Annotated in this window: 21 protein-coding genes; 17 read left to right on the top strand and 4 right to left on the bottom strand. The window is 56.1% G+C overall.

Annotation, left to right across the window (positions count from 1 at the left end; translation table 11 throughout):
• Positions 1-3: 3 nt before the first annotated feature.
• From fabG to ptsG, 9 genes are all read left to right on the top strand, one after another.
• Positions 4-738 carry a 3-oxoacyl-ACP reductase FabG gene (gene fabG / locus ACLGE8_RS14295; protein WP_035894171.1) on the top strand — a complete coding sequence of 245 codons (735 nt, stop codon included), beginning with the start codon at positions 4-6 and terminating at the stop codon, positions 736-738.
• 209 nt (positions 739-947) lie between these two features.
• Complete coding sequence (gene acpP, locus ACLGE8_RS14290; RefSeq protein WP_000103754.1) at positions 948-1,184, top strand: acyl carrier protein; 237 nt, start codon at positions 948-950, stop codon at positions 1,182-1,184.
• 88 nt (positions 1,185-1,272) lie between these two features.
• Positions 1,273-2,514 carry a beta-ketoacyl-ACP synthase II gene (fabF, locus tag ACLGE8_RS14285; protein ID WP_410999397.1) on the top strand — a complete coding sequence of 414 codons (1,242 nt, stop codon included), beginning with the start codon at positions 1,273-1,275 and terminating at the stop codon, positions 2,512-2,514.
• A 141-nt stretch (positions 2,515-2,655) separates the two neighbouring features.
• The gene (gene pabC, locus ACLGE8_RS14280; RefSeq protein ID WP_410999395.1) at positions 2,656-3,465 is read left to right on the top strand and encodes an aminodeoxychorismate lyase; all 810 of its coding nucleotides are present in this window, start codon (positions 2,656-2,658) and stop codon (positions 3,463-3,465) included.
• Between the two features lies 1 nt (position 3,466).
• Positions 3,467-4,489, top strand: coding sequence for a cell division protein YceG (yceG, locus tag ACLGE8_RS14275; RefSeq protein WP_410999393.1), 1,023 nt, complete (start codon positions 3,467-3,469; stop codon positions 4,487-4,489).
• Entirely contained in the window at positions 4,479-5,120 is a 642-nt protein-coding gene (gene tmk, locus ACLGE8_RS14270) for a dTMP kinase (RefSeq protein ID WP_333498567.1), read from the top strand. Before yceG ends, tmk begins: the two co-directional genes overlap by 11 nt.
• The gene (holB, locus tag ACLGE8_RS14265) at positions 5,117-6,121 is read left to right on the top strand and encodes a DNA polymerase III subunit delta' (RefSeq protein WP_410999391.1); all 1,005 of its coding nucleotides are present in this window, start codon (positions 5,117-5,119) and stop codon (positions 6,119-6,121) included. The genes tmk and holB overlap by 4 nt, the downstream gene beginning before the upstream one ends.
• 10 nt (positions 6,122-6,131) lie before the next feature.
• Positions 6,132-6,926 carry a metal-dependent hydrolase gene (locus ACLGE8_RS14260; protein ID WP_410999389.1) on the top strand — a complete coding sequence of 265 codons (795 nt, stop codon included), beginning with the start codon at positions 6,132-6,134 and terminating at the stop codon, positions 6,924-6,926.
• 319 nt (positions 6,927-7,245) lie between these two features.
• Positions 7,246-8,679: a PTS glucose transporter subunit IIBC gene (gene ptsG, locus ACLGE8_RS14255; protein ID WP_220440298.1), complete on the top strand. Its 1,434-nt coding sequence runs from the start codon at positions 7,246-7,248 to the stop codon at positions 8,677-8,679.
• A gap of 166 nt (positions 8,680-8,845) precedes the next feature.
• Here the strand turns inward: ptsG and fhuE are convergent, their stop codons facing one another.
• The 3 genes from fhuE to melR form a co-directional block, all read right to left on the bottom strand.
• Entirely contained in the window at positions 8,846-11,017 is a 2,172-nt protein-coding gene (gene fhuE / locus ACLGE8_RS14250) for a ferric-rhodotorulic acid/ferric-coprogen receptor FhuE (RefSeq protein WP_410999387.1), read from the bottom strand.
• Positions 11,018-11,268: 251 nt separating this feature from the next.
• Complete coding sequence (mfd, locus tag ACLGE8_RS14245; protein ID WP_410999385.1) at positions 11,269-14,715, bottom strand: transcription-repair coupling factor; 3,447 nt, start codon at positions 14,713-14,715, stop codon at positions 11,269-11,271.
• Between the two features lie 116 nt (positions 14,716-14,831).
• Complete coding sequence (gene melR / locus ACLGE8_RS14240; RefSeq protein WP_410999383.1) at positions 14,832-15,758, bottom strand: transcriptional regulator MelR; 927 nt, start codon at positions 15,756-15,758, stop codon at positions 14,832-14,834.
• A gap of 249 nt (positions 15,759-16,007) precedes the next feature.
• Between melR and melA the strand changes: the two genes are divergently transcribed.
• From melA to ACLGE8_RS14225, 3 genes are all read left to right on the top strand, one after another.
• Complete coding sequence (gene melA, locus ACLGE8_RS14235) at positions 16,008-17,363, top strand: alpha-galactosidase (RefSeq protein WP_410999381.1); 1,356 nt, start codon at positions 16,008-16,010, stop codon at positions 17,361-17,363.
• 83 nt (positions 17,364-17,446) lie between these two features.
• Positions 17,447-18,877, top strand: coding sequence for a melibiose:sodium transporter MelB (melB, locus tag ACLGE8_RS14230; protein WP_410999379.1), 1,431 nt, complete (start codon positions 17,447-17,449; stop codon positions 18,875-18,877).
• 2 nt (positions 18,878-18,879) lie between these two features.
• Complete coding sequence (locus ACLGE8_RS14225) at positions 18,880-19,134, top strand: SemiSWEET transporter (protein ID WP_410999377.1); 255 nt, start codon at positions 18,880-18,882, stop codon at positions 19,132-19,134.
• Positions 19,135-19,214: 80 nt separating this feature from the next.
• On the opposite strand, the gene ACLGE8_RS14220 is transcribed toward ACLGE8_RS14225, so the two are convergent.
• Positions 19,215-19,838, bottom strand: a complete 624-nt coding sequence (locus ACLGE8_RS14220) for a DUF2238 domain-containing protein (RefSeq protein WP_410999560.1) — start codon at positions 19,836-19,838, stop codon at positions 19,215-19,217.
• Between the two features lie 172 nt (positions 19,839-20,010).
• On the opposite strand from ACLGE8_RS14220, the gene lolC reads away from it, so the two are divergent.
• The 5 genes from lolC to cobB are packed head-to-tail and all read left to right on the top strand — an operon-like array spanning position 20,011 to position 24,954.
• Positions 20,011-21,210: a lipoprotein-releasing ABC transporter permease subunit LolC gene (gene lolC, locus ACLGE8_RS14215; protein ID WP_410999375.1), complete on the top strand. Its 1,200-nt coding sequence runs from the start codon at positions 20,011-20,013 to the stop codon at positions 21,208-21,210.
• Positions 21,203-21,904: a lipoprotein-releasing ABC transporter ATP-binding protein LolD gene (gene lolD, locus ACLGE8_RS14210; protein ID WP_410999373.1), complete on the top strand. Its 702-nt coding sequence runs from the start codon at positions 21,203-21,205 to the stop codon at positions 21,902-21,904. Before lolC ends, lolD begins: the two co-directional genes overlap by 8 nt.
• Positions 21,904-23,148 (top strand): lipoprotein-releasing ABC transporter permease subunit LolE, encoded by a 1,245-nt coding sequence (gene lolE / locus ACLGE8_RS14205; RefSeq protein WP_410999371.1) that lies wholly within the window; start codon positions 21,904-21,906, stop codon positions 23,146-23,148. The genes lolD and lolE overlap by 1 nt, the downstream gene beginning before the upstream one ends.
• Positions 23,149-23,208: 60 nt before the next feature.
• Complete coding sequence (gene nagK / locus ACLGE8_RS14200) at positions 23,209-24,120, top strand: N-acetylglucosamine kinase (RefSeq protein WP_410999558.1); 912 nt, start codon at positions 23,209-23,211, stop codon at positions 24,118-24,120.
• Positions 24,121-24,132: 12 nt separating this feature from the next.
• A complete protein-coding gene (gene cobB / locus ACLGE8_RS14195) occupies positions 24,133-24,954 on the top strand; it encodes a Sir2 family NAD+-dependent deacetylase (RefSeq protein WP_410999369.1) in 822 nt (273 codons plus the stop codon).
• Positions 24,955-25,018 lie beyond the last annotated feature (64 nt).

Below are 25,018 nucleotides of genomic sequence, written 5' to 3'. Positions count from 1 at the left end.
AGCATGAGCTTTGAAGGAAAAATTGCACTGGTAACGGGTGCAAGCCGCGGTATTGGCCGCGCAATCGCTGAAACTCTCGTCGCTCGCGGCGCGAAAGTTATCGGTACTGCGACCAGCGAAAGCGGCGCGCAGGCGATTAGCGATTATTTGGGTGCGAACGGTAAAGGTCTGCTGTTGAATGTGACCGATCCAGCATCTATTGAATCTGTTCTCGGAAATATCCGCGCGGAATTTGGCGAAGTCGACATTCTGGTCAATAATGCCGGGATTACTCGTGATAACCTGTTAATGCGCATGAAAGATGACGAGTGGAACGATATCATCGAAACCAACCTGTCATCTGTTTTCCGTCTGTCAAAAGCGGTAATGCGCGCTATGATGAAAAAGCGTCATGGGCGTATCATCACTATCGGTTCTGTGGTTGGTACCATGGGAAATGCAGGTCAGGCTAACTACGCTGCGGCGAAAGCGGGTCTGATCGGCTTCAGTAAATCACTGGCGCGTGAAGTTGCGTCACGCGGTATTACTGTGAACGTTGTTGCTCCGGGCTTTATTGAAACGGACATGACGCGTGCGCTGACCGATGAGCAGCGTGCGGGTACACTGGCGGCAGTTCCTGCGGGGCGCCTCGGCACTCCAAATGAAATCGCTAGTGCGGTTGCATTTTTGGCCTCCGACGAAGCAAGTTACATCACTGGTGAAACGTTGCACGTAAACGGCGGGATGTACATGGTCTGATTGCGTTTTGCACAAAGTGCTCAGACAACGGGCAATCTACGTATGTCTGAGCATGATTAGTGCAAAATCATTTGCGTTATGAGGGCAAACACCCTCAAAATAGCGTAAAATCGTGGTACGACCTGCCGGGATTTAGTTGCAAATTTTTCAACATTTTATACACTACGAAAACCATCGCGAAAGCGAGTTTTGATAGGAAATTTAAGAGTATGAGCACTATCGAAGAACGCGTTAAGAAAATCATCGGCGAACAGCTGGGCGTTAAGCAGGAAGAAGTGACCAACAATGCTTCCTTCGTTGAAGACCTGGGCGCAGATTCTCTTGACACCGTTGAGCTGGTAATGGCTCTGGAAGAAGAGTTTGATACTGAGATTCCGGACGAAGAAGCTGAGAAAATCACCACCGTTCAGGCTGCCATTGATTACATCAACGGTCACCAGGCGTAAGTGAACATCTCCAGGCGGTCATTCGACCGCCTGAGTTTTATCTTTTTGTCCCACAAGTATCTATTTTATCCCTCCCTGGAGGACAAACGTGTCTAAGCGTCGTGTAGTTGTGACCGGACTGGGCATGTTGTCTCCTGTCGGCAATACCGTAGAGTCTACCTGGAAAGCTCTCCTTGCCGGTCAGAGTGGCATCAGCCTGATCGACCATTTCGATACTAGCGCCTATGCAACCAAATTTGCTGGCTTAGTAAAGGATTTTAACTGTGATGACATTATCTCGCGCAAAGAACAGCGCAAGATGGATGCCTTCATTCAATATGGAATTGTCGCTGGCGTTCAGGCCATGCAGGATTCTGGCCTTGAAATTACGGAAGAGAACGCTCACCGTATTGGCGCCGCTATCGGCTCCGGTATTGGTGGTCTCGGTCTTATCGAAGAAAACCACACCTCTCTGGTGAATGGTGGTCCTCGTAAGATCAGCCCGTTCTTCGTTCCGTCGACGATTGTTAACATGGTGGCAGGTCACCTGACCATCATGTTCGGTTTGCGTGGGCCAAGCATTTCCATCGCGACTGCCTGTACTTCCGGTGTGCACAACATCGGTCAGGCCGCGCGTATCATCGCTTACGGCGATGCGGATGCGATGGTTGCCGGTGGCGCTGAAAAAGCCAGTACCCCTCTGGGCGTTGGTGGTTTCGGTGCGGCGCGTGCGCTGTCTACGCGTAACGAGAACCCGCAGGCGGCGAGCCGTCCGTGGGATAAAGAGCGTGATGGCTTTGTGCTGGGTGACGGCGCAGGTATGGTCGTACTGGAAGAGTACGAGCACGCGAAAAAACGTGGCGCGAAAATCTATGCTGAAGTCGTTGGCTTCGGTATGAGCAGCGATGCGTACCACATGACTTCACCGCCGGAAAACGGCGCAGGTGCAGCGCTGGCGATGGTTAACGCTATTCGCGACGCGGGTATTGATGCGGGCCAGATTGGCTACGTGAACGCTCACGGGACCTCTACGCCAGCAGGCGATAAAGCAGAAGCGCAGGCCGTTAAGTCTGTCTTCGGCGACGCTGCTAGCCGCGTAATGGTCAGCTCCACCAAGTCTATGACCGGCCACCTGCTGGGTGCTGCAGGCGCAGTAGAATCTATCTACTCTATCCTGGCACTGCGCGATCAGGCTGTTCCGCCAACCATCAACCTGGATAACCCGGATGAAGGTTGCGATCTGGACTTCGTGCCTCACGAAGCGCGTCAGGTCAGCGGTATGGAGTACACGCTGTGTAACTCCTTCGGCTTTGGTGGCACCAACGGCTCACTGATCTTCAAAAAGGTCTGAGCCTGATTGTCTGATGGCATCGAGCTATCAGACAACGCTTCGATGAAGGCCCGCATGTCGGGCCTTTTTTTATTCAGCTTTCTCTGCTTGTTCAACGCGTTTCATCCTGCGACACTACCCGACCATCAATAAGGAGCCGCTATGTTCTTGATTAATGGCCTCGAGCAGAACACTCTCGCGGTGAACGATCGCGCCACTCAGTTTGGCGACGGTTGCTTTACTACCGCCAGAGTGGTCAACGGCCGGGTGCAGCTTCAGCCTGCGCACATCGCCCGCCTGCAGTCCGCCTGTCAGCGGCTGGCTATTCCCTTCGAATCATGGTCAACGCTCAGCGATGAGATGACGCTGCTGGCGCAGCGTCTGCAAAATGGGGTACTCAAAATCATCCTCAGCCGCGGGGCAGGTGGCCGTGGTTACAGCGGCAGCGCCTGCCAGACGCCGACGCGAATACTCTCGACCTCAGCCGCGCCAGCCCATTACGCACGCTGGAAAGCGGAGGGGATCACCCTTGCGCTCAGCCCGGTAACGCTCGGCCGTAACCCGTATCTCGCAGGACTTAAACACCTTAATCGCCTCGAACAGGTGCTGATTCGTTCTCATCTTGAGCAGACGGCGGCCGATGAAGCCCTTGTCCTTGACAGCGACGGGTGGCTTACGGAATGCTGTGCCGCCAATCTGTTCTGGCGCTGCGGACAGAATGTCTATACGCCGCGCCTTGACCAGGCGGGAGTGAACGGCATCATGCGGCAATATATAATGAAACTGCTGGCACCGACGGCCTATCGTGTTGTCGAAGTGAATGTGCCGCTGTCGGCGCTGGAGCAGGCTGATGAAGTGCTTATTTGTAACGCGCTGATGCCGCTTGTCCCCGTTCAGCGCTATGCGGAGCAGCAGTGGTCTGCCCGCGAACTTTACCAATTTCTAGCCCCACTGTGTGAGTCGCCTGATTAGCATGAAGAAAATGTTACGCGTAGTTTTGTTACTGTTGGTTATTCTGGGCATTGCCGCCGGTATTGGCGTGTGGAAAGTCCGACAGCTCGCCAACAGCACCCTCCTGATTAAAGATGAGACCGTCTTTACGCTAAAAACCGGCACCGGGCGACTGGCGCTGGGCGACCAGCTTTACGCTGAGAAAGTGATCAACCGTCCACGGGTGTTCCAGTGGCTGCTGCGTCTTGAACCAGAGCTTTCCCACTTTAAGGCAGGTACTTATCGTTTCACGCCGCAGATGACCGTGCGCGAAATGCTGCAACTGTTGGGTAGCGGCAAAGAAGCGCAGTTCCCACTGCGTTTTGTGGAAGGGATGCGCCTCAGCGACTATCTCAAGCAGTTACGCGAAGCGCCGTACATCAAACACACGCTGAGCGATGATAAATACGCTACGGTGGCCGAAGCGCTTAAGTTCGAGAACCCGGAATGGGTGGAGGGCTGGTTCTGGCCTGACACCTGGATGTATACCGCCAATACCAGCGATGTGGCTATCCTCAAGCGCGCCCACCAGAAAATGGTCACACAGGTTGATAAGGTCTGGGAAGGGCGGGCGGATAACCTGCCGTATAACGACAAAAATCAGCTGGTGACGATGGCCTCTATTATTGAGAAAGAGACTGCGGTACCAGAAGAGCGCGATCGCGTGGCGTCGGTGTTTATCAATCGTCTGCGCATCGGCATGCGTCTGCAAACCGATCCGACCGTCATCTACGGCATGGGTGAGCGCTACGATGGAAAGCTTTCCCGTAAGGATCTTGAGACCCCAACCGCGTATAATACCTACACGATTTCTGGCCTGCCGCCGGGCGCGATTGCCAGCCCTGGCGAAGCCTCGCTGAATGCCGCCGCGCATCCGGCAAAAACGCCGTACCTCTATTTTGTGGCCGACGGCAAAGGCGGGCATACGTTTAATACCAATCTTGCGAGCCATAACCGCTCGGTACAGGATTACCTGAAAGTGCTAAAGGATAAAAATGCGCAGTAATTACATCGTCATTGAAGGACTGGAAGGGGCGGGCAAAACTACCGCTCGCGACGTGGTTGTCGAAACGCTTCGCGACCTCGGCGTAAACGACCTGCTGTTCACCCGTGAACCGGGCGGTACCGTGCTGGCAGAAAAACTGCGCAGCCTGGTGCTGGACATCAAATCAGTCGGCGACGAAGTGATTACCGATAAAGCGGAAGTGCTGATGTTCTACGCCGCGCGCGTCCAACTGGTTGAAACAGTGATCAAACCGGCACTGGCGAGCGGGAAGTGGGTCATTGGCGATCGCCACGATCTCTCCACTCAGGCCTATCAGGGCGGCGGTCGCGGTATCGATAGAGAGATGCTGGCGACGCTGCGCAACACGGTGCTCGGCGATTTTCGTCCGAACCTGACCATTTATCTCGACGTCACTCCGGAAGTGGGCCTGAAGCGTGCCCGTGCCCGTGGCGACCTCGACCGCATTGAGCAGGAGTCGCTGAACTTCTTCAACCGCACCCGAGCCCGTTATCTGGAGCTGGCGGCGGAAGATAGCAGCATTATTACCGTCGATGCCACTCAGCCGCTGGACAACGTGATGAACGATATCCGTGCGGCGGTCACCGCCTGGGTTGCGGAGCAGCAGGCATGAAATGGTATCCGTGGTTACGCCCACCGTTTGAGCAGCTTGTCGCAAGCTACCAGGCCGGACGGGGTCACCACGCGCTGCTGATTCAGGCGCGCGGCGGGATGGGGGTTGATTCGCTGGCCTACGCCATCACCCGTTTTCTGATGTGTCAGAATCCCGACGGGCATAAAAGCTGCGGCCAGTGTCATAGCTGTCAGTTGATGCAGGCGGGTACGCACCCGGATTACTACGTGCTGCAGCCGGAAAAAGGCAAAAGCACGTTGGGTATCGACGCGGTGCGCGACACCAGCGAAAAGCTGTACGAACATTCACGCCTTGGCGGAGCGAAAGTGGTGTGGATTGCCGATGCGGCACTGCTGACGGAAGCTGCCGCCAACGCGCTGTTAAAAACGCTGGAAGAGCCGCCGAAAAACACCTGGTTCTTCCTCGCCTGTGAAGAGCCTGCTCGCCTGCTGGCGACACTGCGTAGCCGCTGTCGTGCTTTCCATCTGGCACCGCCGAGCGAAGCCTATGCGCTGGCGTGGCTGGAACGTGAAGTCAGCCAGCCGCGAGAGACGTTGTTAACCGCACTGCGCCTTTGCGACCATGCTCCGGCGGCCGCGCTGGAGTTGCTGGCTCCAGAAAGTTGGGGCGCGCGTGAAAAGCTCTGTCAGACGCTTAGCGCCACCTTAACCAGCGGTGACTGGCTGGCACTTTTGCCGACGCTGAACCATGATTCAGTCGTGGCTCGTCTGCACTGGTTCTCGTCGCTGCTGCTGGACGCGCTGAAGCATCAACAACGCATTACGCGGCTGACCAATGCCGATAGCCTTGGCTTAGTGCATCAACTGGCGAACACGCTATCCGCTTCACGTCTGCAGGTGATAGCCGCCGACGCCTGCACCTGCCGCGAGCAGTTGCTGAGCGTGACGGGGCTGAACCGCGAATTAATCCTCACCGAGCGCCTGCTGCGCTGGGAACAGTATTTGCAACCTGGTGCGGTACTGCCAGTATCCCACCTCTAAGAGAGACACCATGTTTTTAGTCGACTCGCACTGCCATCTTGATGGCCTTAATTATGAATCTCTGCACAAGGACGTTGACGATGTGATGGCGAAAGCCGCCGCGCGCGACGTTCGTTTTGCCCTCGCGGTCGCCACCACCATACCTGGCTATCGCAGCATGCGCGAACTGGTGGGCAACCGCCCGGAAGTGGTCTTCTCCTGCGGCGTTCATGCGCTGAATCAGGATGAGCCGTACGACGTTGAAGAGCTGCGTCGTCTGGCGGCGGAAGAGGGCGTGGTTGCGATGGGGGAAACCGGGCTGGACTATTTCTACACTCCGGAAACTAAAGCGCAGCAGCAACTCTCTTTCCGCCAGCACATTCAGATTGGACGTGAGCTGAACAAGCCGGTCATCGTTCATACCCGCGATGCGCGTGCCGATACCCTGGCCATTCTGCAGGAAGAAAAGGTGACGGATTGCGGCGGTGTACTACACTGTTTCACTGAAGATAGAGAGACGGCGGGTAAGCTACTGGATATGGGATTCTATATCTCGTTTTCCGGCATTGTCACTTTCCGTAATGCGGAGCAGCTTCGCGATGCCGCACGCTATGTACCGCTGGACAGGCTGCTGGTTGAGACCGATTCCCCGTACCTGGCACCGGTACCGCATCGTGGTAAAGAGAACCAGCCAGCGATGGTACGAGACGTGGCAGAGTACATGGCAGTACTGAAAGGCGTAAGCCTTGAACAGCTTGCGCTGCAGACGACCGATAACTTTGCCCGCCTTTTCCACATCGCCCCATCCCGCCTGCAATCTGCCTGATTTCATAGCTTATTTTATTGCTCGTAATTAATAGGCAAAGCGAGTACAGTTCACCGCCATAAAAGTGGCGGTGAATGTTATTTTTGAAACATACAGACACGTCTTATGTAAAGAAGATTAAGATTTTGCGCTATAGCTCTTTGAAACGTGATAGCCGTCAAACAAAACCGGAGTGAATTATTTTACTCTGTGTAATAAATAAAAAGGGCACTTAGATGTCCTGTCCCTGGTGAGTCTCTCCCCTCTCACCAATGCGTGAAAACGTAGATATACACAACGTGTATAACAAAAGTACAAATACTCAGGAGCACTCCTAATTATGTTTAAGAATGCATTTGCTAACCTGCAGAAGGTCGGTAAATCGCTGATGCTGCCGGTTTCCGTGCTGCCTATCGCAGGTATCCTGCTGGGCGTCGGTTCCGCAAACTTCAGCTGGCTGCCAGCCGTCGTCTCTCATGTTATGGCAGAAGCAGGCGGTTCTGTTTTTGCTAACATGCCGCTTATCTTCGCTATCGGTGTGGCATTAGGCTTCACTAATAACGATGGCGTATCCGCACTCGCCTCAGTCGTCGCTTATGGCATCATGGTGAAAACCATGGCTGTGGTTGCGCCGCTGGTACTGCATTTACCGGCTGAAGAAATCACCGCTAAACACCTGGCTGATACCGGTGTTCTTGGCGGTATTATCTCCGGTGCAATTGCTGCGTACATGTTCAACCGCTTCTACCGCATCAAGCTGCCAGAATACCTGGGCTTCTTCGCGGGCAAGCGCTTTGTACCGATCATCTCAGGTCTGGCCGCTATCTTTACCGGTGTGATCCTGTCCTTCATCTGGCCACCAATTGGTACTGCTATCCAGACCTTCTCTCAGTGGGCTGCTTACCAGAACCCGGTTGTGGCGTTTGGTATCTACGGCTTCATCGAGCGCTGCCTGGTGCCGTTCGGTCTGCACCACATCTGGAACGTTCCATTCCAGATGCAGATTGGTGAATACACCAACGCCGCAGGCCAGGTATTCCACGGTGATATCCCTCGCTACATGGCAGGCGACCCGACTGCGGGCAAACTGTCCGGCGGCTTCCTGTTCAAAATGTACGGCCTGCCGGCTGCAGCGATTGCCATCTGGCACTCTGCTAAACCAGAGAACCGTGCAAAAGTGGGCGGTATCATGATCTCCGCAGCGCTGACCTCGTTCCTGACCGGTATTACCGAGCCGATCGAGTTCTCCTTCATGTTCGTTGCGCCGATTCTGTACATCATCCACGCGATTCTGGCTGGTCTGGCGTTCCCGATCTGTATCCTGCTGGGTATGCGTGACGGTACTTCCTTCTCTCACGGCCTGATCGACTTTATCGTACTGTCCGGTAACAGCAGTAAACTGTGGCTGTTCCCGATCGTGGGTATCTGCTATGCGATCGTCTACTACGTTGTCTTCCGCGTGCTGATTAAAGCACTGGACCTGAAAACCCCGGGTCGTGAAGATAACACTGAAGACACCAAAGCAACCGCAACCAGTGAAATGGCTCCGGCGCTGATTGCAGCCTTCGGCGGTAAAGAAAACATCACGAACCTTGATGCATGTATCACCCGTCTGCGCGTGAGCGTAGCCGACGTAGCGAAAGTTGATCAGGCTGGCCTGAAAAAACTGGGCGCTGCTGGCGTGGTGGTTGCAGGTTCCGGCGTTCAGGCGATTTTCGGTACTAAATCCGATAACCTGAAAACCGAGATGGACGACTATATTCGTAATCACTAATTGATTCCGAGGTCGTAAAATTGGGGAGACTAAGGCAGCCGAATGGCTGCCTTTTTTACGTCTGTTGGATGGGAGTCAATCCCGGCGGCGCTTCGCCTGGCCGGGCTACAGGTCTATGTAGCCCGGGCGAGGCGCATATGCGCCGACCCCGGGGAACCGGTTATCATCAGAAATCGTAGCTTGCCGAAATAGAGACGTTCATTGGCGCACCGTAGACCAGATACGAACCCACGTAGTCGTAGTACTTCTTATCAAACAGGTTATTGATGTTGGCCTGCAGGGCAAACTGCTTGGTTACCTGATAACGGCTAAACAGATTCACCAGCCCGTAGCTGCCCTGTTCGATATAGTCAGCACCCTTCGGACCGTCACTGACGTTGTTCCAGATCTTATTCTGCCAGTTCACGCCGCCACCAACCGTCAGTTCAGGCACCATTGGCAACTGGTAGCGGGTGAACAGCTTGAGCGTCGTGCGCGGCTGATCGGAGCTCACCGCTTTACCGTCTTTGTCTTCTGCGACATAGCGGGTGGCACCAAAGGTCAGCTGCCAGTTATCGGTCAACGCGCCGTTCAGTTCGAATTCGACCCCTCGGCTGACCACGCCGTCCAGCGATTCGTAGATAGACTCGCCGCTTGGCAGCTGATCGGAAGTGCTGCTTGCCACATGATCCTGTTCAATGCGGAATACCGCCAGTGAGGTTGTCAGGCGAGTATTAAACCAATCGGCTTTCACACCGGCTTCGTAGCTCTTCCCGGTGGTTGGATCAAGGTAGCGACCGCTTGCATCGCGTTTATCCTGCGGTTGGAAAATTGTGGTATAGCTGGCGTAGGCCGACCAGGTGTCATTGATGTCATAAACCAGGCCTGCATAGGGTGTGACGTCACTCTTGGTGCTATCAAGAAACGTTGTGGGAGCACCAGCAGGGTTATACTTGATGTTGTAGTTGGTATAACGTGCGCCAAGGATCAGGTTCAGTGGGTCTGCCAGCGAAATACGCGTAGAGGTGTAGGCCGAAGACTGACGTATATCGTCTTTGCTGTAGAACTTCCACGGTGTCCACTGAGGGTCGGCAATGTTGCCGTTCCAGTTATTGAAGCTGCCCACGTCAACCATCGTACCTGCAGTGGCAGGTACGGAGTTATCGTAATGGTTTCGCTGGCGGCTGAAGCTACCGCCAAACATCAGCTCATGACGGCGACCAAACAGCTCGTAACCACCGCGCAGGAAAGCATCCACTGCATCCTGTTTGCGCTCACCCCGGTTCCAACCACCGTAGCCGACCATGCCGTTGCCGGTATCTTTGTCGGGGTACCCGTACATGTACATCATTTTGGTATCGAAATTGGTTTCGGTGTGCATGCCATTGATATGGGCTTCCCAGCCGCTGTCGAAGCGTTGGGTAAAGTTGGCGAACACTTTTTTGCTGTCTTTGTCGGAATAAGCCCAGTTCGGCGCGACGGTGTCGCTGCGGTTATAGTGCGTTCTGCTGCCGTCGCTATACCAGGTCGGCAGGCCGCCCCAGGTCGGGTCGTCGGTAGTGCTCTCCTGATACTCGTAGCCTACCGACAGCGTGGTCATATCCGTCAGGTCGGCATCAACAACGCCGTAGAGAAATTTTTTCTGATAGTGATAGTTGTCCATCCATGAGTCGTTGTCCTGGTAGCCCGCAATCATGCGCCCGCGCACGTTACCGGACTCAACCAGCGGGGCCTGTAGATCCAATACATAGCGCTGCTTATCCCAACTGCCATAGGTGGCCGAAACGTTGCCCTGAAACTCCCGGCTGTCGGCATGTTTGCGCACCATGTTGACATAGGCTGATGGGTTACCGGAGCCGCTCATCAGGCCGGTGGCACCGCGAACGACTTCGATACGGTCATAAATCGCGGTATCGGTGGTGGTGTCACCGAAGTTCCACACTTCGCTTATCGACGTCGGCAGGTCATCGTAGGCATAGTTGCTGACGAAAAAGCCACGAGAGTAGAACACGGTACGGTCGCTATCCTGTACTTGTGCGGTCACGCCGGTTGTATTGGTTAATACTTCACCAATTGAATTCAGGTTCTGATCTTTCATTCGCTGCTGGCTAACAACGCTGACAGACTGCGGAATATCGCGTGGTATCAGTAGTAGCTTGGTGCCGGTGGTCGTGGTTTTAACGCTGTAATCCTGCTGCTGCGACTCCGGGCTGGTTTCATCGCTGCCTTCTACGATGATGGTTTCATCTTTGTTATCCGTGGCGGCGTGCCCCAGATGAGGATAAAGCGCCAGCGCAATGCCGACAGCCACGAGAGAAGGAGCGGTACGTCTATCCCGGGTAGTAAAAACAAGAGACATGGTAAACCCTTAATCTTACGAGTGTTGTTGTGATCCGCAGCTCTATGGCCACGATTGATAAAGAATGCCAATGCGCACTTGAAAACAAATGCAAATGAGAAATATACGCATTTTTATTCATATGTAAACAAAAGTAAGCCGGATAATGGTTAGAAGTGAAACGCTTTTTCAGTTGAGTGTGATTGGGGGGAAGGAGAGGCGGGGAAAATAGCCCGGTGGCGCTACGCTTACCGGGCCTGTAACGATGACACTCAGGCGACCGCGTTCTCTTCAAGCTGGTGCATAAACTGGCGCACCCACTCCATGCGCGTTTTACGCTCGCTCAGGTCCTGGAAGAACTTGAGGCGCGTCGGGCCGTCGAGACGATAGTGCTGCGGTTGCTTTTGCAGTAAACCAATCAGCCACATCGGGTTAACGTGATTCTTCTCAGCGAACTCAATCACGCCGCCTTTCTCATTGCCTTCGAGCTTGCGGATCCCGAGCTTCTGCGCCTGCTGGCGTAAACGGGCGATATCCAGCAGGTTGCGCGCGGCATCCGGCAGCAGACCGAAGCGGTCAATCAGCTCAACCTTGATTTCGTCCAGCTCGTTCTCGCCCTTCGCGCTGGCGATACGTTTGTAGAACGACAGGCGCGTGTTGACGTCCGGAATAAAATCATCCGGCAGCAGCGACGGCATGCGTAGTTCGACTTCGGTTTGCTGGCTGGTCAAATCCTCCAGCGATGGCTCGCGGCCCTCTTTGAGCGCATCGACGGCGTTTTCCAGCAGCTCCATATACAGCGTGAAACCGATGGTCTCCATCGAGCCACTTTGATCTTCACCGAGCAGTTCGCCCGCACCGCGAATTTCGAGGTCGTGGGTCGCCAGCGCAAAGCCCGCGCCCAGGTCTTCCAGCGACGCAATGGCTTCCAGACGCTTTTGCGCGTCGGTGGTCATCGCTTTCGGATGCGGCGTCAGCAGCCAGGCGTAGGCCTGGTGGTGCGAACGACCAACGCGACCGCGCAGCTGGTGCAACTGGGCCAGACCGAAGTGGTCCGCCCGCTCGATGATGATGGTATTGGCAGTTGGAATGTCGATACCGGTTTCAATGATGGTGGTACACACCAGCACGTTGAAACGCTGGTGGTGGAAATCGTTCATTACCCGTTCCAGCTCGCGCTCACGCATCTGGCCGTGGCCGATGGCGATACGCGCTTCCGGCACCAGTTCCGCCAGCTTATCGGCGGCTTTCTGAATGTTTTCAACGTCGTTGAACAGGTAGTAAACCTGACCACCGCGCAGCGTTTCACGCAGAATCGCTTCGCGCACGACCAGGCTGTCGTACTCGCGCACGAAGGTTTTCACCGCCAGACGGCGGGCCGGAGGGGTAGCAATAATTGACAGGTCGCGCATGCCGCTCATTGCCATGTTTAGCGTACGCGGAATCGGCGTGGCGGTCAGGGTCAGAATATCGACGTCGGCGCGCATCGCCTTAATGCGCTCTTTATGGCGCACGCCAAAGCGGTGCTCTTCATCGACAATCAACAGCCCCAGGTCGCGCAGCTTGACGTCGCTTTGCAGCAGCTTGTGGGTACCGATCAGAATATCGATTTTACCCTCGGCGGCTTCGGCCAGAATTTGCGTCTGCTCTTTGGCGCTACGGAAGCGCGACAGCATCTCGATGCGCACCGGCCAGTTGGCGAAACGGTCGCGGAAGTTGTCATAGTGCTGCTGGGCGAGCAGGGTGGTTGGCACCAGCACCGCAACCTGCTTGTGGTTTTCAACCGCGAGGAAGGCGGCGCGCATAGCGACTTCGGTTTTCCCAAAGCCGACGTCGCCGCACACCAGACGGTCCATCGCCAGCGGCTGGCACATGTCGCTCAGCACGGCGTTAATGGCCTGCGCCTGATCTGGCGTAGTCTCAAACGGGAAGCTATCGCAGAACAGCTGATACTGTTCGCGGTCGTGTTTGAAGGCAAAGCCCTCTTTGGCGGCGCGCTGGGCGTAGATATCCAGCAGCTCGGCCGCCACGTCGCGCACCTTCTCGGCGGCTTTCTGCCGCGCGCGCGTCCAGGCGTCGCCGCCCAGCTTATGCAGCGGCGCGTTCTCTTCTGCACCGCCCGCGTAGCGGCTGATAAGGTGCAATGAGGAGACCGGCACATACAGCTTGGCGTCGCTGGCGTAGGTGAGCATCAGATACTCGCCGGTAATACCGCCCGCTTCAAGTGTGGTCATCCCGGCATAGCGGCCGACACCGTGCTCCAGGTGAACCACTGGCTGGCCAATATGCAGCTCCGCCAGGTTGCGGATAAGCGTGTCCGGGTTAATGGTACGACGCGCATCCTGGCGACGGCGTGCCACGCGTTCGCCGAGGAGGTCGCTTTCGCAGATTAACGCCAGGTTATTCTGGGTATCGATAAACCCGTGCTCGGCGGCACCAATCATCAGATAGCGGTTAGTGCCGGTGGCTTCATCCATACGCTGAATGCGCTTTGGCGCAAGCTTAATGCGCGCCAGCAGTTCCCCCAGCGCTTCACGACGACCCTCACTCTCTACCGAGAAGATCACCGGGCCGGTAAAGGACTCAATAAACTTACGCAGGCTCTCCAGCGGCGACTTGTTCTGCGCCTGAACGGCAAGCTCCGGCAGCGGCTGGAAACCGAGGTTGGTGTTGGCGGCTTTCTTCGGCAGGCTCTCGGTTTTAAGCTGCACGCGGGGCCATTTTTTCAGCTCGCTGTTTAGCTCATCCGTTTTCAGCCAGAGTTGCGCCGGTGGCAGCAGCGGGCGCATTGGGTCGACGCCGCGGTTTTCAAATCGCGCCTGGGTGTCGGCCTGGAAACGGTTCGCGCTGGCGTCGATGTCGCCGGTATTGACCAGCAGCGTGTTGGCCGGGAAGTAGCTGAACAGCGGCGGCAGCGGCTCGCTAAAGAACAGCGGCTGCCAGTATTCAATACCCGCCGGCAGCGTGCCTTTGCTGACCTGCTGATAGATATGCTCGGCATCGCGCTTCACGTCGAACTTATCGCGCCATTGGCTGCGGAACAGTTCGATGGCGGTTTTGTCGGTCGGGAATTCGTGTGCCGGCAGCAGGTTAATGGCGTCCACTTCTTCGAGCGTGCGCTGACTGTCGACGTCGAAGACGCGCAGGCTGTCGATTTCATCGTCGAAGAAGTCGAGGCGGTAAGGCTGCTCGCTGCCCATGGGATAGAGGTCAAGCAGCGCGCCGCGGGTGGCGTACTCCCCGTGCTCCATCACTTGATCCACGTGGCGATAGCCTGCGCTTTCGAGCTGGTTACGCAGCGCATCACGTGACAGGCGCTGGCCTTTTTTCATCACCAGCGCGTGGCCGTGCAGGAAGCTGTGCGGGCAGACGCGCTGCATCAGCGTGCTCACCGGAACAATCAGTACGCCGCGTTGCATCGTTGGCAGCTGGTACAGCGTCGACAGGCGCGAGGAGATAATGTCCTGATGCGGGGAGAAACTGTCGTAAGGCAGCGTTTCCCAGTCGGCCAGGTTCATCACCAGATTGTCGGTGAACTGGCCGATTTCGTCGTGCAAACGCAGCGCATTTTGCATATCCGGGGCAATAAGGATCACCGGGCCTGCGTGACGTTCAGCAATCTCTGCCACCAGCGTCGCGCAGGCGGCACCGGTCAGTTCGCCAAGCTGGCGCTGGTCGCCAGGTTTACTCGGTAAGTCGTAACGGGCATGTTCAGGCATAGTCGGCGCACGTTCTCCAGAAAGCCGTGTTATCACGGTAATAATATAAATTTGCTGTACTTATTATCCGTGATGGCGGCGGGAGTGCAACCGCATAAAATGATGAATCCGGCGGATCAGAGAGTTTGTCGCTTCTGCTGGCTTAGCTTGCGGTACTGCTGCGGTGACATGCCGACGTAGCGACTGAAGGTGCTGTAGAAGCGGCTGCTGGAACGAAAGCCAGCGGTCATCGCCACATCAAGGATGGTTTTATCGGTATCGCTTAACAGCGCGCGCACATGGTTAATGCGCATCGCTGTGATGTACTGCTTCAAGGTGAGCTGCATCACGCGCTGAAAAATGCCCATCGCATAGTTGGCGTTGAGCTTAACGTGATCCGCCACGTCGTTGATGGTCAGCACCTGATCGTAATTATCGGCAATAAAACCCAGCATCTGGCTGACGTAAAACTGGGCGTGACGTGAGACGCTGTTCTTGTGGGTACGCGACGTTTTGTTAAGCAGGATGGGTTGCCAGCCAGAGAGGCTAAAGCGTTTGAGCATCAGGCCGATCTCATCGATCGCCAGTTGGCGAATCTGTTCATTCGGGCTGTAGGCCTCCTGCTGCCAGCGTAGCACTTCAAAGGTACTGAGCTGCTGGGTCGCCAGCGATTGCACCACCATACCGTGAGTGACGTGGTTAATCAGCTCCCGGTCCAGCGGCCAGGAGAGAAACTGGTGCATCGGCAGGCTGAAAATCGCCATCTGCCGACAGTCGCCCGGCCGTGTCAGCTGATGCGGAGTGCAGGCCCAGAACAGCGTGATGTGCCCCTGTTTGATCTGTACCACTTCGTTGTTAATCAGATACTCCACATCACCGTCAAACGGCACGTTGACCTCCACCTGACCGTGCCAGTGGCTGGCAGGCATGGCGTGCGGCCGACGCAGTTCAATGTCCATGCGCTGATATTCGGAATAGAGCGACAGTGGGCTACGGGTCTGCTTTTCATCGCCGTTGCACATATGCGGATCGCGGGGCAGAAAGGTGATTGGCTCGTCGCTCATGGTAACTCCGTTTCCTGAAATATCAGAATCATGCCGGCAGGGCAGATTCAAACGCGGGTGCTACAACAGATACTAGCCTGATTAGCAGGCCGGATACTCTGCTTTTTAGTCTATTTACTCCCAAAAGCTCAGATCTTGTCATGACCACCAGCAGATCTGAGTTTCCGGGAATGCTCGTTGGGGAAGCCGGAGGTTTTCGCCCTAAGCGCATGCCACGATAAAGGCGTTCACTACTGTTTCTGGAGAGTCATGATGACGGCACCAAAAATTACCTTTATCGGCGCGGGTTCAACCATTTTCGTTAAAAATATTCTGGGCGATGTCTTTCATCGAGAGGCGCTTAAATCGGCGCATATCGCTCTGATGGATATCGACGAGACGCGTCTTGAAGAGTCGCACATTGTGGTGCGTAAACTGATGGATTCCGCCGGCGCGTCCGGCCATATCACCTGCCATACCGACCGCAAAGCGGCGCTGCAGGGAGCCGACTTCGTGGTGGTCGCCTTCCAGATTGGCGGCTACGAGCCTTGCACCGTGACCGATTTTGAAGTCTGCAAACGCCACGGGCTGGAGCAGACCATTGCCGATACCCTCGGCCCGGGCGGCATTATGCGTGCGCTGCGCACCATCCCACATCTGTGGCAAATTTGCGACGACATGACCGAAGTCTGCCCTGACGCCACCATGCTTAACTACGTTAACCCGATGGCGATGAATACCTGGGCTATGTACGCTCGCTATCCGCACATCAAACAGGTGGGGCTGTGCCACTCGGTGCAGGGCACGGCGGAAGAGCTGGCACGTGATTTGAATATCGACCCTGCCACGCTGCGCTATCGCAGCGCCGGGATTAACCATATGGCGTTCTACCTGGAGCTGGAGCGTAAGACCGCCGAGGGTCACTACGTCAACCTCTATCCGGAACTGCTGGCCGCCTATGAAGCCGGGCAGGCGCCGAAACCGAATATTCACGGCAATGAGCGCTGCCAGAATATTGTGCGCTATGAGATGTTTAAAAAGCTGGGCTATTTCGTCACCGAGTCGTCAGAGCACTTTGCGGAATACACCCCATGGTTTATCAAACCAGGGCGCGAGGATCTGATTGAACGCTATAAAGTGCCGCTGGATGAGTACCCGAAACGCTGCGTCGAGCAGTTGGCGAACTGGCATAAAGAGCTGGAAGAGTACAAAACCGCCGACCGCATCGATATTAAGCCGTCGCGCGAATATGCCAGCACCATTATGAACGCTATCTGGACCGGTGAGCCGAGCGTGATTTACGGCAACGTCCGTAACGACGGCCTGATTGATAACCTGCCGCAGGGAAGCTGCGTTGAGGTGGCGTGTCTGGTGGATGCCAACGGTATTCAGCCAACCAAAGTGGGGGCGATTCCGTCGCATCTGGCGGCTATGATGCAAACCAATATCAACGTGCAGACGCTGCTGACCGAAGCGATTCTGACCGAAAACCGCGACCGCGTTTACCACGCGGCGCTGATGGACCCGCATACTGCCGCGGTGCTGGGCATTGAAGAGATTTACGCGCTGGTGGATGACCTGATTGCCTCACACGGCGATTGGCTCCCGGCCTGGCTGCACCGTTAAGTTCAACCGCGCCGGGCGTAAGACCCGGCGCTTACCTCTCTAATAACAGAAGGCGGGCGCTGGTAACAGCGACCCGGTACCCTATGAGCATCTCTCTGACAACAAAACTTAGTTACGGATTCGGTGCGTTTGGTAAGGATTTCGCCATCGGTATCGTCTACATGTACCTGATGTATTACTACACCGACGTGGTGGGATTATCGGTAGGCCTGGTGGGCACGCTGTTTCTGGTGGCGCGCATATGGGATGCGATTAACGATCCCATTATGGGCTGGATTGTTAACGCGACCCGCTCACGGTGGGGCAAGTTTAAACCGTGGATCCTGGTGGGTACCCTGGCGAATTCGCTGGTGCTGTTCCTGCTGTTCAGCGCGCATCTGTTTGAAGGCACCGCTCAGGTGGTGTTTGTCTGCGTGACCTACATATTGTGGGGCATGACCTATACCATTATGGATATTCCATTCTGGTCGCTGGTACCGACGATAACGCTGGATAAACGCGAACGCGAACAGTTAGTACCTTATCCGCGCTTCTTCGCCAGTCTGGCGGGGTTTGTCACCGCCGGGATAACGCTGCCGTTTGTGAACTATGTTGGCGGGGCGGACAGGGGCTTCGGTTTTCAGATGTTCACGCTGGTGCTGATCGCGTTCTTTATCGTCTCGACGATTGTCACGCTGCGTAACGTCCATGAGGTGTTCTCTTCGGATAGCCAGGCGTCAGCGGACAGCTCGCGCATCACCTTAAAATCAATTGTCGGGCTCATCTACAAAAACGATCAGCTCTCCTGCCTGTTAGGAATGGCGCTGGCCTATAACATCGCCTCGAATATCATCAACGGCTTTGCTATCTACTACTTCACCTATGTGATCGGCGACGCGGATCTGTTCCCGTACTATCTTTCCTACGCGGGTGGCGCAAACCTGCTGACGCTTATCTTCTTCCCTCGGCTGGTTAACGCACTCTCTCGACGGATTTTGTGGGCTGGCGCATCAATACTGCCGGTCATCAGCTGTGCAGGACTCTTTGCGATGGCATGGGCGGGCTACCATAACGCCCCGCTGATTGTGATAGCCGGTATCTTCCTCAACGTTGGCACCGCGCTGTTCTGGGTGCTGCAGGTGATTATGGTGGCGGATACCGTGGATTACGGCGAATTTAAGCTCCATGTTCGTTGTGAGAGCATCGCCTACTCGGTGCAAACCATGGTGGTGAAAGGGGGCTCGGCCTTTGCCGCATTCTTTATCGCCGTCGTGCTGGGGGTGATTGGCTATACCCCTAACGTGGCGCAGTCTGCCCAAACCATTATGGGCATGCAGTTCATTATGATCGTACTGCCTGCGCTGTTCTTTATCGTGACTCTGGTGCTCTATTTCCGCTTCTACCGTCTGAACGGCGATCGGTTGCGTAAAATTCAGATTCACCTGTTGGATAAATACCGCAAAGTGCAGACGCCCGCCGCACCGCAAGAGGTGCCGGTAAGCCCGCTTGCTGTTACTCGCGATGCGCAGGCGTAATCATGGAATGGGCTTCTGTGATTGGCTATCTGGCCGCCTGCCTGACGACGCTATCGTTCTTACCGCAGGCCATCAAGGTTATCGTCACCCGCAACACCCAGGGGATCTCCGGCCTGATGTACATCATGTTCGTATGCGGGCTGGTGATGTGGCTGATTTACGGCGTGATGATTGAGGATACGGCGGTCAGCATGGCGAATTTGATGACGCTGCTGTTCGCCATGCCGATTTTGATTATCAAGTTCCGTCGCGGCTAGGGAATATTGCGAGGATTGCCGAATAGCGGCGCAAGTGCCTTATCCGGCCTACGGGATGTTCACTGTAGGCCGGATAAGCGTTAGCGCCATCCGGCAGCTTTTAACTGTCGGCAGTGCCAGCCCGCCAGCACAATCACCGTGGTGAGTGCACCCAGCAGCGCGCAGAACATATCCGACTGGGTATCCCACGGGTCACCCTGGGTGCCGAGAAAATCATCCGCACCTTGCCCCATTGCCAACGCCGCCCACCACTCAATCAGCTCGTAGGTTGCGCTAATGGCGAGCGCTACGCAGCAGACCAGAAACGCCAGCATTTTACGCCCGCGTACAATGTGCCCGCGCAGCAGGATTTCGCGCGTCGCCAGCGCCGGTACCAGCCCCTGGAAGAAATGCCCCAGTTTGTCGTACGGGTTACGGCTGAGGTCAAACCAGGCCTGCACGTCAAAGCCAATCGGCACCTTCGCGTAGGTGTACTGACCGCCGACCATCAGAATAATGGCGTGAAAGAAAATCAGCGTGTAAAGCAGTGGGGTGAGGGGATAGCGTTTCGCCGTGAATAGCAGCAGCGGCACAACGATAATCACCGGGGTGACTTCCATTAGCCAGGTCACTTTTTCATCGGCGCTCACGCCGGTATAAATCAGGAACAGCGCCAGAAGCGCCGCGCCTGCGGATAACAGCAGAGGATTAACGGTGCGGATCATCATGAATTCGCAAATAAAGGGAAAACAACACTATTGTCCGTGACGGCCAAAATTTCAATGTTTGCATCCTTTCGTCAGCGATTGTCAGCCTTGCGCTTACGGTTCAGTCATTTACCCATCCTGCTTTCGCTTATATACTCGTGCATCTGCTTTCAGCAACCAGACGGATTACATGTACCAACCTGTCGCACTATTTATCGGCCTGCGCTACATGCGTGGGCGAGCAGCGGACCGCTTCGGTCGCTTTGTTTCCTGGCTGTCGACTATCGGCATCACGCTTGGCGTGATGGCGCTGGTGACCGTACTTTCGGTGATGAACGGCTTTGAACGCGAGCTGCAAAACAACATCCTGGGGCTGATGCCGCAGGCCATTCTGACGGCGGATCAGGGTTCCCTCAACCCGCAACAGCACCCGGAATCGAGCGCGAAGCTACAGGGCGTAACGCGCGTTGCGCCGCTCACCACCGGTGATGTGGTGCTGCAAAGTGCGCGTAGCGTGTCGGTCGGGGTGATGCTGGGGATTGACCCGGCGCAAAAAGATCCGCTCACGCCGTATCTGGTCAACGTCAAACAGACCGATCTTACCGCCGGAAAATATAACGTCATTCTTGGCGAGCAGCTCGCCGGGCAGCTCGGGGTTAACCGTGGCGATCAAATTCGCGTGATGGTGCCTTCTGCCAGCCAGTTTACGCCGATGGGCCGTCTGCCGAGCCAGCGCCTGTTCACGGTGATTGGTACCTTTGCTGCTAACAGCGAGGTCGACGGTTACCAGATGCTGGTCAATATTCAGGATGCCTCCCGCCTGATGCTCTACCCGCTGGGGAATATCACCGGCTGGCGTCTGTGGCTGGATAAACCGCTGCAGGTAGATACCCTGAGCCAGCAAACGCTGCCGCAGGGCACCAAATGGCAGGACTGGCGCGAACGTAAAGGCGAGCTGTTCCAGGCCGTGCGCATGGAAAAAAACATGATGGGGCTGCTGCTGAGCCTGATCATCGCCGTTGCCGCGTTTAACATCATCACCTCGCTGGGGCTGATGGTCATGGAGAAGCAGGGCGAAGTCGCCATTCTGCAAACCCAGGGGCTAACGCCGCGCCAAATCCTCACCGTCTTTATGGTGCAGGGCGCCAGCGCGGGCATTATCGGCGCACTGTTAGGCGCGGTGCTTGGCGTACTTCTGGCCAGCCAGCTCAACAATTTAATGCCGATTATCGGCGCGTTCCTCGACGGCGCGGCGCTGCCAGTTGCCATCGAACCGTTGCAGGTTATCGTGATTGCGCTGGTGGCGATGGCCCTGGCGCTGCTGTCGACGCTTTACCCTTCCTGGCGCGCTGCCGCCACTCAACCCGCTGAGGCTTTACGTTATGAATAAGATCCTGTTGCAATGCGACAACCTGTGCAAACGCTATCAGGAAGGCAATGTGCAAACCGACGTTCTGCACAATGTCAGCTTCAGCATTGGCGAAGGCGAAATGATGGCGATTGTCGGCACCTCCGGTTCCGGCAAAAGTACGCTGCTGCACCTGCTCGGCGGGCTGGATACGCCAACCACCGGCGACGTGATTTTCAGCGGCCAGCCGATGAGCAAGCTCTCTGCGGCGGCGAAAGCGGAGCTGCGTAACCAGAAACTCGGTTTTATCTACCAGTTCCACCATCTGCTGCCGGACTTTACCGCGCTGGAAAACGTGGCGATGCCGCTGCTGATTGGCAAAAAGAAAACCGCCGAAATCAACACGCGCGCGCTGGAAATGCTGAAGGCGGTTGGGCTTGAGCATCGTGCTCATCACCGTCCGTCGGAGCTTTCCGGCGGCGAACGTCAGCGCGTGGCGATTGCCCGTGCGCTGGTGAATAACCCGCGTCTGGTACTGGCCGATGAACCAACCGGTAACCTTGATGCGAAAAACGCCGACAGCATCTTCAAACTGCTGGGCGAACTGAATCAGTCGCAGGGCACCGCCTTCCTGGTGGTGACGCACGACCTTCAATTGGCGAAACGGATGGGCCGCCAGCTCGAAATGCGCGATGGCCACCTGAGCGACCAGTTGACCCTGATGGGAGCGCATTAATGGCTCCGTCCCTCTCGTTACTGATCGGCCTGCGCTTTAGTCGCGGCCGTCGGCGCGGCGGCATGGTGTCGCTGATTTCCGTTATCTCTACGGTCGGTATCGCGCTGGGCGTAGCGGTGCTGATCGTTGGCCTCAGCGCCATGAACGGTTTTGAGCGTGAGCTGAATAACCGCATTCTGGCGGTGGTGCCGCACGGTGAAATTGAAGCGGTGAACCAGCCGTGGAATCACTGGCAGAACGTGCTGCCAAAAGTGGAAGCGGTGAAGGGTATTGAAGCCGCGGCGCCGTACATCAACTTTACCGGCCTGGTCGAGAGCGGCAGCAACCTGCGCGCCATCCAGGTGAAAGGCGTTGATCCGGTGCAGGAGAGCAAGCTCAGCGCGCTGCCGCGTTTTATCCAGGCGGAAGCATGGGCTAATTTTAAAGCCGGTGAGCAGCAGATTATTCTCGGCAAAGGCGTGGCCGATGCGCTGAAGGTGAAGGCGGGAGATTGGGTTTCTATCATGATCCCGAACTCGAATCCGGAACATAAGCTGCTGCAGCCAAAACGCGTGCGCCTGCACGTGACGGGGATTCTGCAGCTGAGCGGCCAGCTCGACCACAGTTTTGCGATGATCCCGATGCAGGATGCCCAGCAGTATCTCGACATGGGCGAGAGCATCTCCGGTATCGCCATCAAGGTGAACGACGTCTTTAACGCCAACAAGCTGGTGCGCGACGCAGGCGAAGTGACCAACAATTATGTCTACATCAAAAGCTGGATCGGCACCTACGGCTACATGTACCGCGACATCCAGATGATCCGCGCCATCATGTATCTGGCGATGGTGCTGGTGATTGGCGTGGCCTGCTTTAACATCGTCTCCACGCTGGTGATGGCGGTGAAAGATAAAAGCAGCGATATTGCGGTGCTGCGCACACTGGGCGCCAAAGACGGGCTGATTCGCGCCATTTTCGTGTGGTATGGTTTATTGGCTGGCCTGTTGGGCAGCGTGTGTGGCGTGGTGATTGGGGTGCTTTGTTCCCTGTACCTGACCAACATTATCAACGTGATTGAAAAACTTATTGGTCACCAGTTCTTATCTGGCGACATCTATTTTATCGACTTCCTGCCGTCTGAATTGCACTGGCTGGATGTCGTTTATGTGCTGGTCACGGCACTGTTGCTGAGTCTGCTGGCGAGCTGGTATCCCGCCCGTCGCGCCAGCCGAATCGACCCTGCGAGGGTGCTGAGTGGCCAGTAATTTGACGTCCTGACCGTGTGGCCTTGCTGCTGCGCGCGTCAGTTAGAGGAATGAACAATGATGCATTACGGATTTGACATTGGCGGCAGCAAGATTGCACTTGGCGTATTTGATTCATCGCGCCAGCTACGGTGGGAAACGCGCGTTCCCACACCGAAAGAGAGCTATGAAAGCTTTCTTGACGCGGTTATCGCGCTGGTCAAAGAGGCCGACGAACGCTTTGACTGTCGGGGTACGGTGGGGATAGGCATTCCCGGCATGCCGGAAACCGAAGGCGGTTTGCTGTACGCGGCTAACGTCCCGGCGGCCAGCGGTAAACCGTTGCGTGCGGACTTAAGTCGTCTGCTCGATCGCGACGTCCGTCTGGACAACGACGCTAACTGCTTCGCGATTTCCGAAGCCTGGGACGACGAATTCACCCAGTATCCGCTGGTGATGGGGCTGATTCTCGGCACCGGCGTTGGCGGCGGTATCGTGCTGAACGGTAAATCGATTACTGGTCATAGCTATATCACCGGCGAGTTTGGCCATATTCGCCTGCCGGTGGATGCGCTGGAGGTAGTAGGGCGTGATTTTCCACTTACCCGCTGCGGCTGCGGTCAGTCTGGCTGCATTGAAAACTATTTATCCGGTCGTGGTTTTGCGTGGCTGTACGAACATTTTTACCAGCAGCCGCTGACCTCGCCGGAAATTGTTGCCCTCTGGCAGCAAGGAGACCACAACGCGCGTGAGCACGTTGAACGTTATCTGGACTTGCTTGCGGTGTGCCTTGGCAACATCCTGACTATCGTCGACCCGGATCTGGTGGTGCTCGGCGGTGGGTTATCTAATTTTACAGCGATCGCCGATGGACTAGCGCACCGCTTACCGCGTCATTTACTGCCTGTAGCCCGTACGCCGCGCATTGAGTGCGCTCGTCACGGTGATGCAGGGGGGATGCGCGGCGCGGCGTTCCTTCATCTGACCAACTAACATGGAGTAGATATGCAGTCGCGCCGCTTACATCGATTGAGCCGTTTTCGTCGGAATAAACGTCAGCTGCGCCAGCGTCTGCGCCAGCGAATTTTCTTTACGGACAGGGTGATGCCAGAAGAGATGGATAAACCAAGAGTGGTCGTACTGACGGGCGCAGGCATTTCGGCGGAGTCGGGCATTCGGACCTTCCGCGCGGCGGACGGGCTTTGGGAAGAGCATCGGGTTGAGGATGTGGCGACGCCGGAAGGCTATCACCGCGATCCTGAGCTGGTGCAGCGCTTCTACAACGAACGTCGCCGTCAGCTCCAGCAGGCGGAGATTGCGCCGAACCCGGCGCATCTGGCGCTGGCAAGGCTGGAAGAGGCGCTGGGCGAGTATGTGCTGGTGGTGACGCAGAACATCGACAATCTGCATGAACGCGCGGGCAACAAAAACGTGCTGCACATGCACGGTGAACTGCTGAAGGTGCGCTGCACCCAAAGCGGCCAGGTCTTTGACTGGCCGGGTGACCTGACAGTAGACGATCGCTGCCACTGCTGCCAGTTCCCGGCGCCGCTGCGCCCGCATATCGTCTGGTTTGGCGAAATGCCGTTTGAGATGGACCATATTTATATGGCGCTGGCGAGGGCGGATATCTTTATCGCCATCGGCACGTCAGGGCATGTTTATCCGGCGGCGGGTTTTGTTCACGAAGCGAAGCTGCACGGCGCGCACACCGTCGAGCTGAATCTTGAGCCAAGTCAGGTCGGTAGTGAGTTTGAAGAGAAGCACTATGGTCTGGCGAGCGAAGTGGTGCCAGCGTTTGTGGCGAAGCTGCTGAAAGAACTTTGATGGTTTGGTTATGCCGATAAAAAGCGGAGCTCAGGCTCCGCTTTTTTATTGCAGCCATTCCGGC

It is taken from the genome of Kluyvera sp. 142486, assembly GCF_046569695.1.
Classification (GTDB): Bacteria; Pseudomonadota; Gammaproteobacteria; order Enterobacterales; family Enterobacteriaceae; genus Kluyvera.
This window is presented reverse-complemented; position numbering and strand designations above follow the sequence as displayed.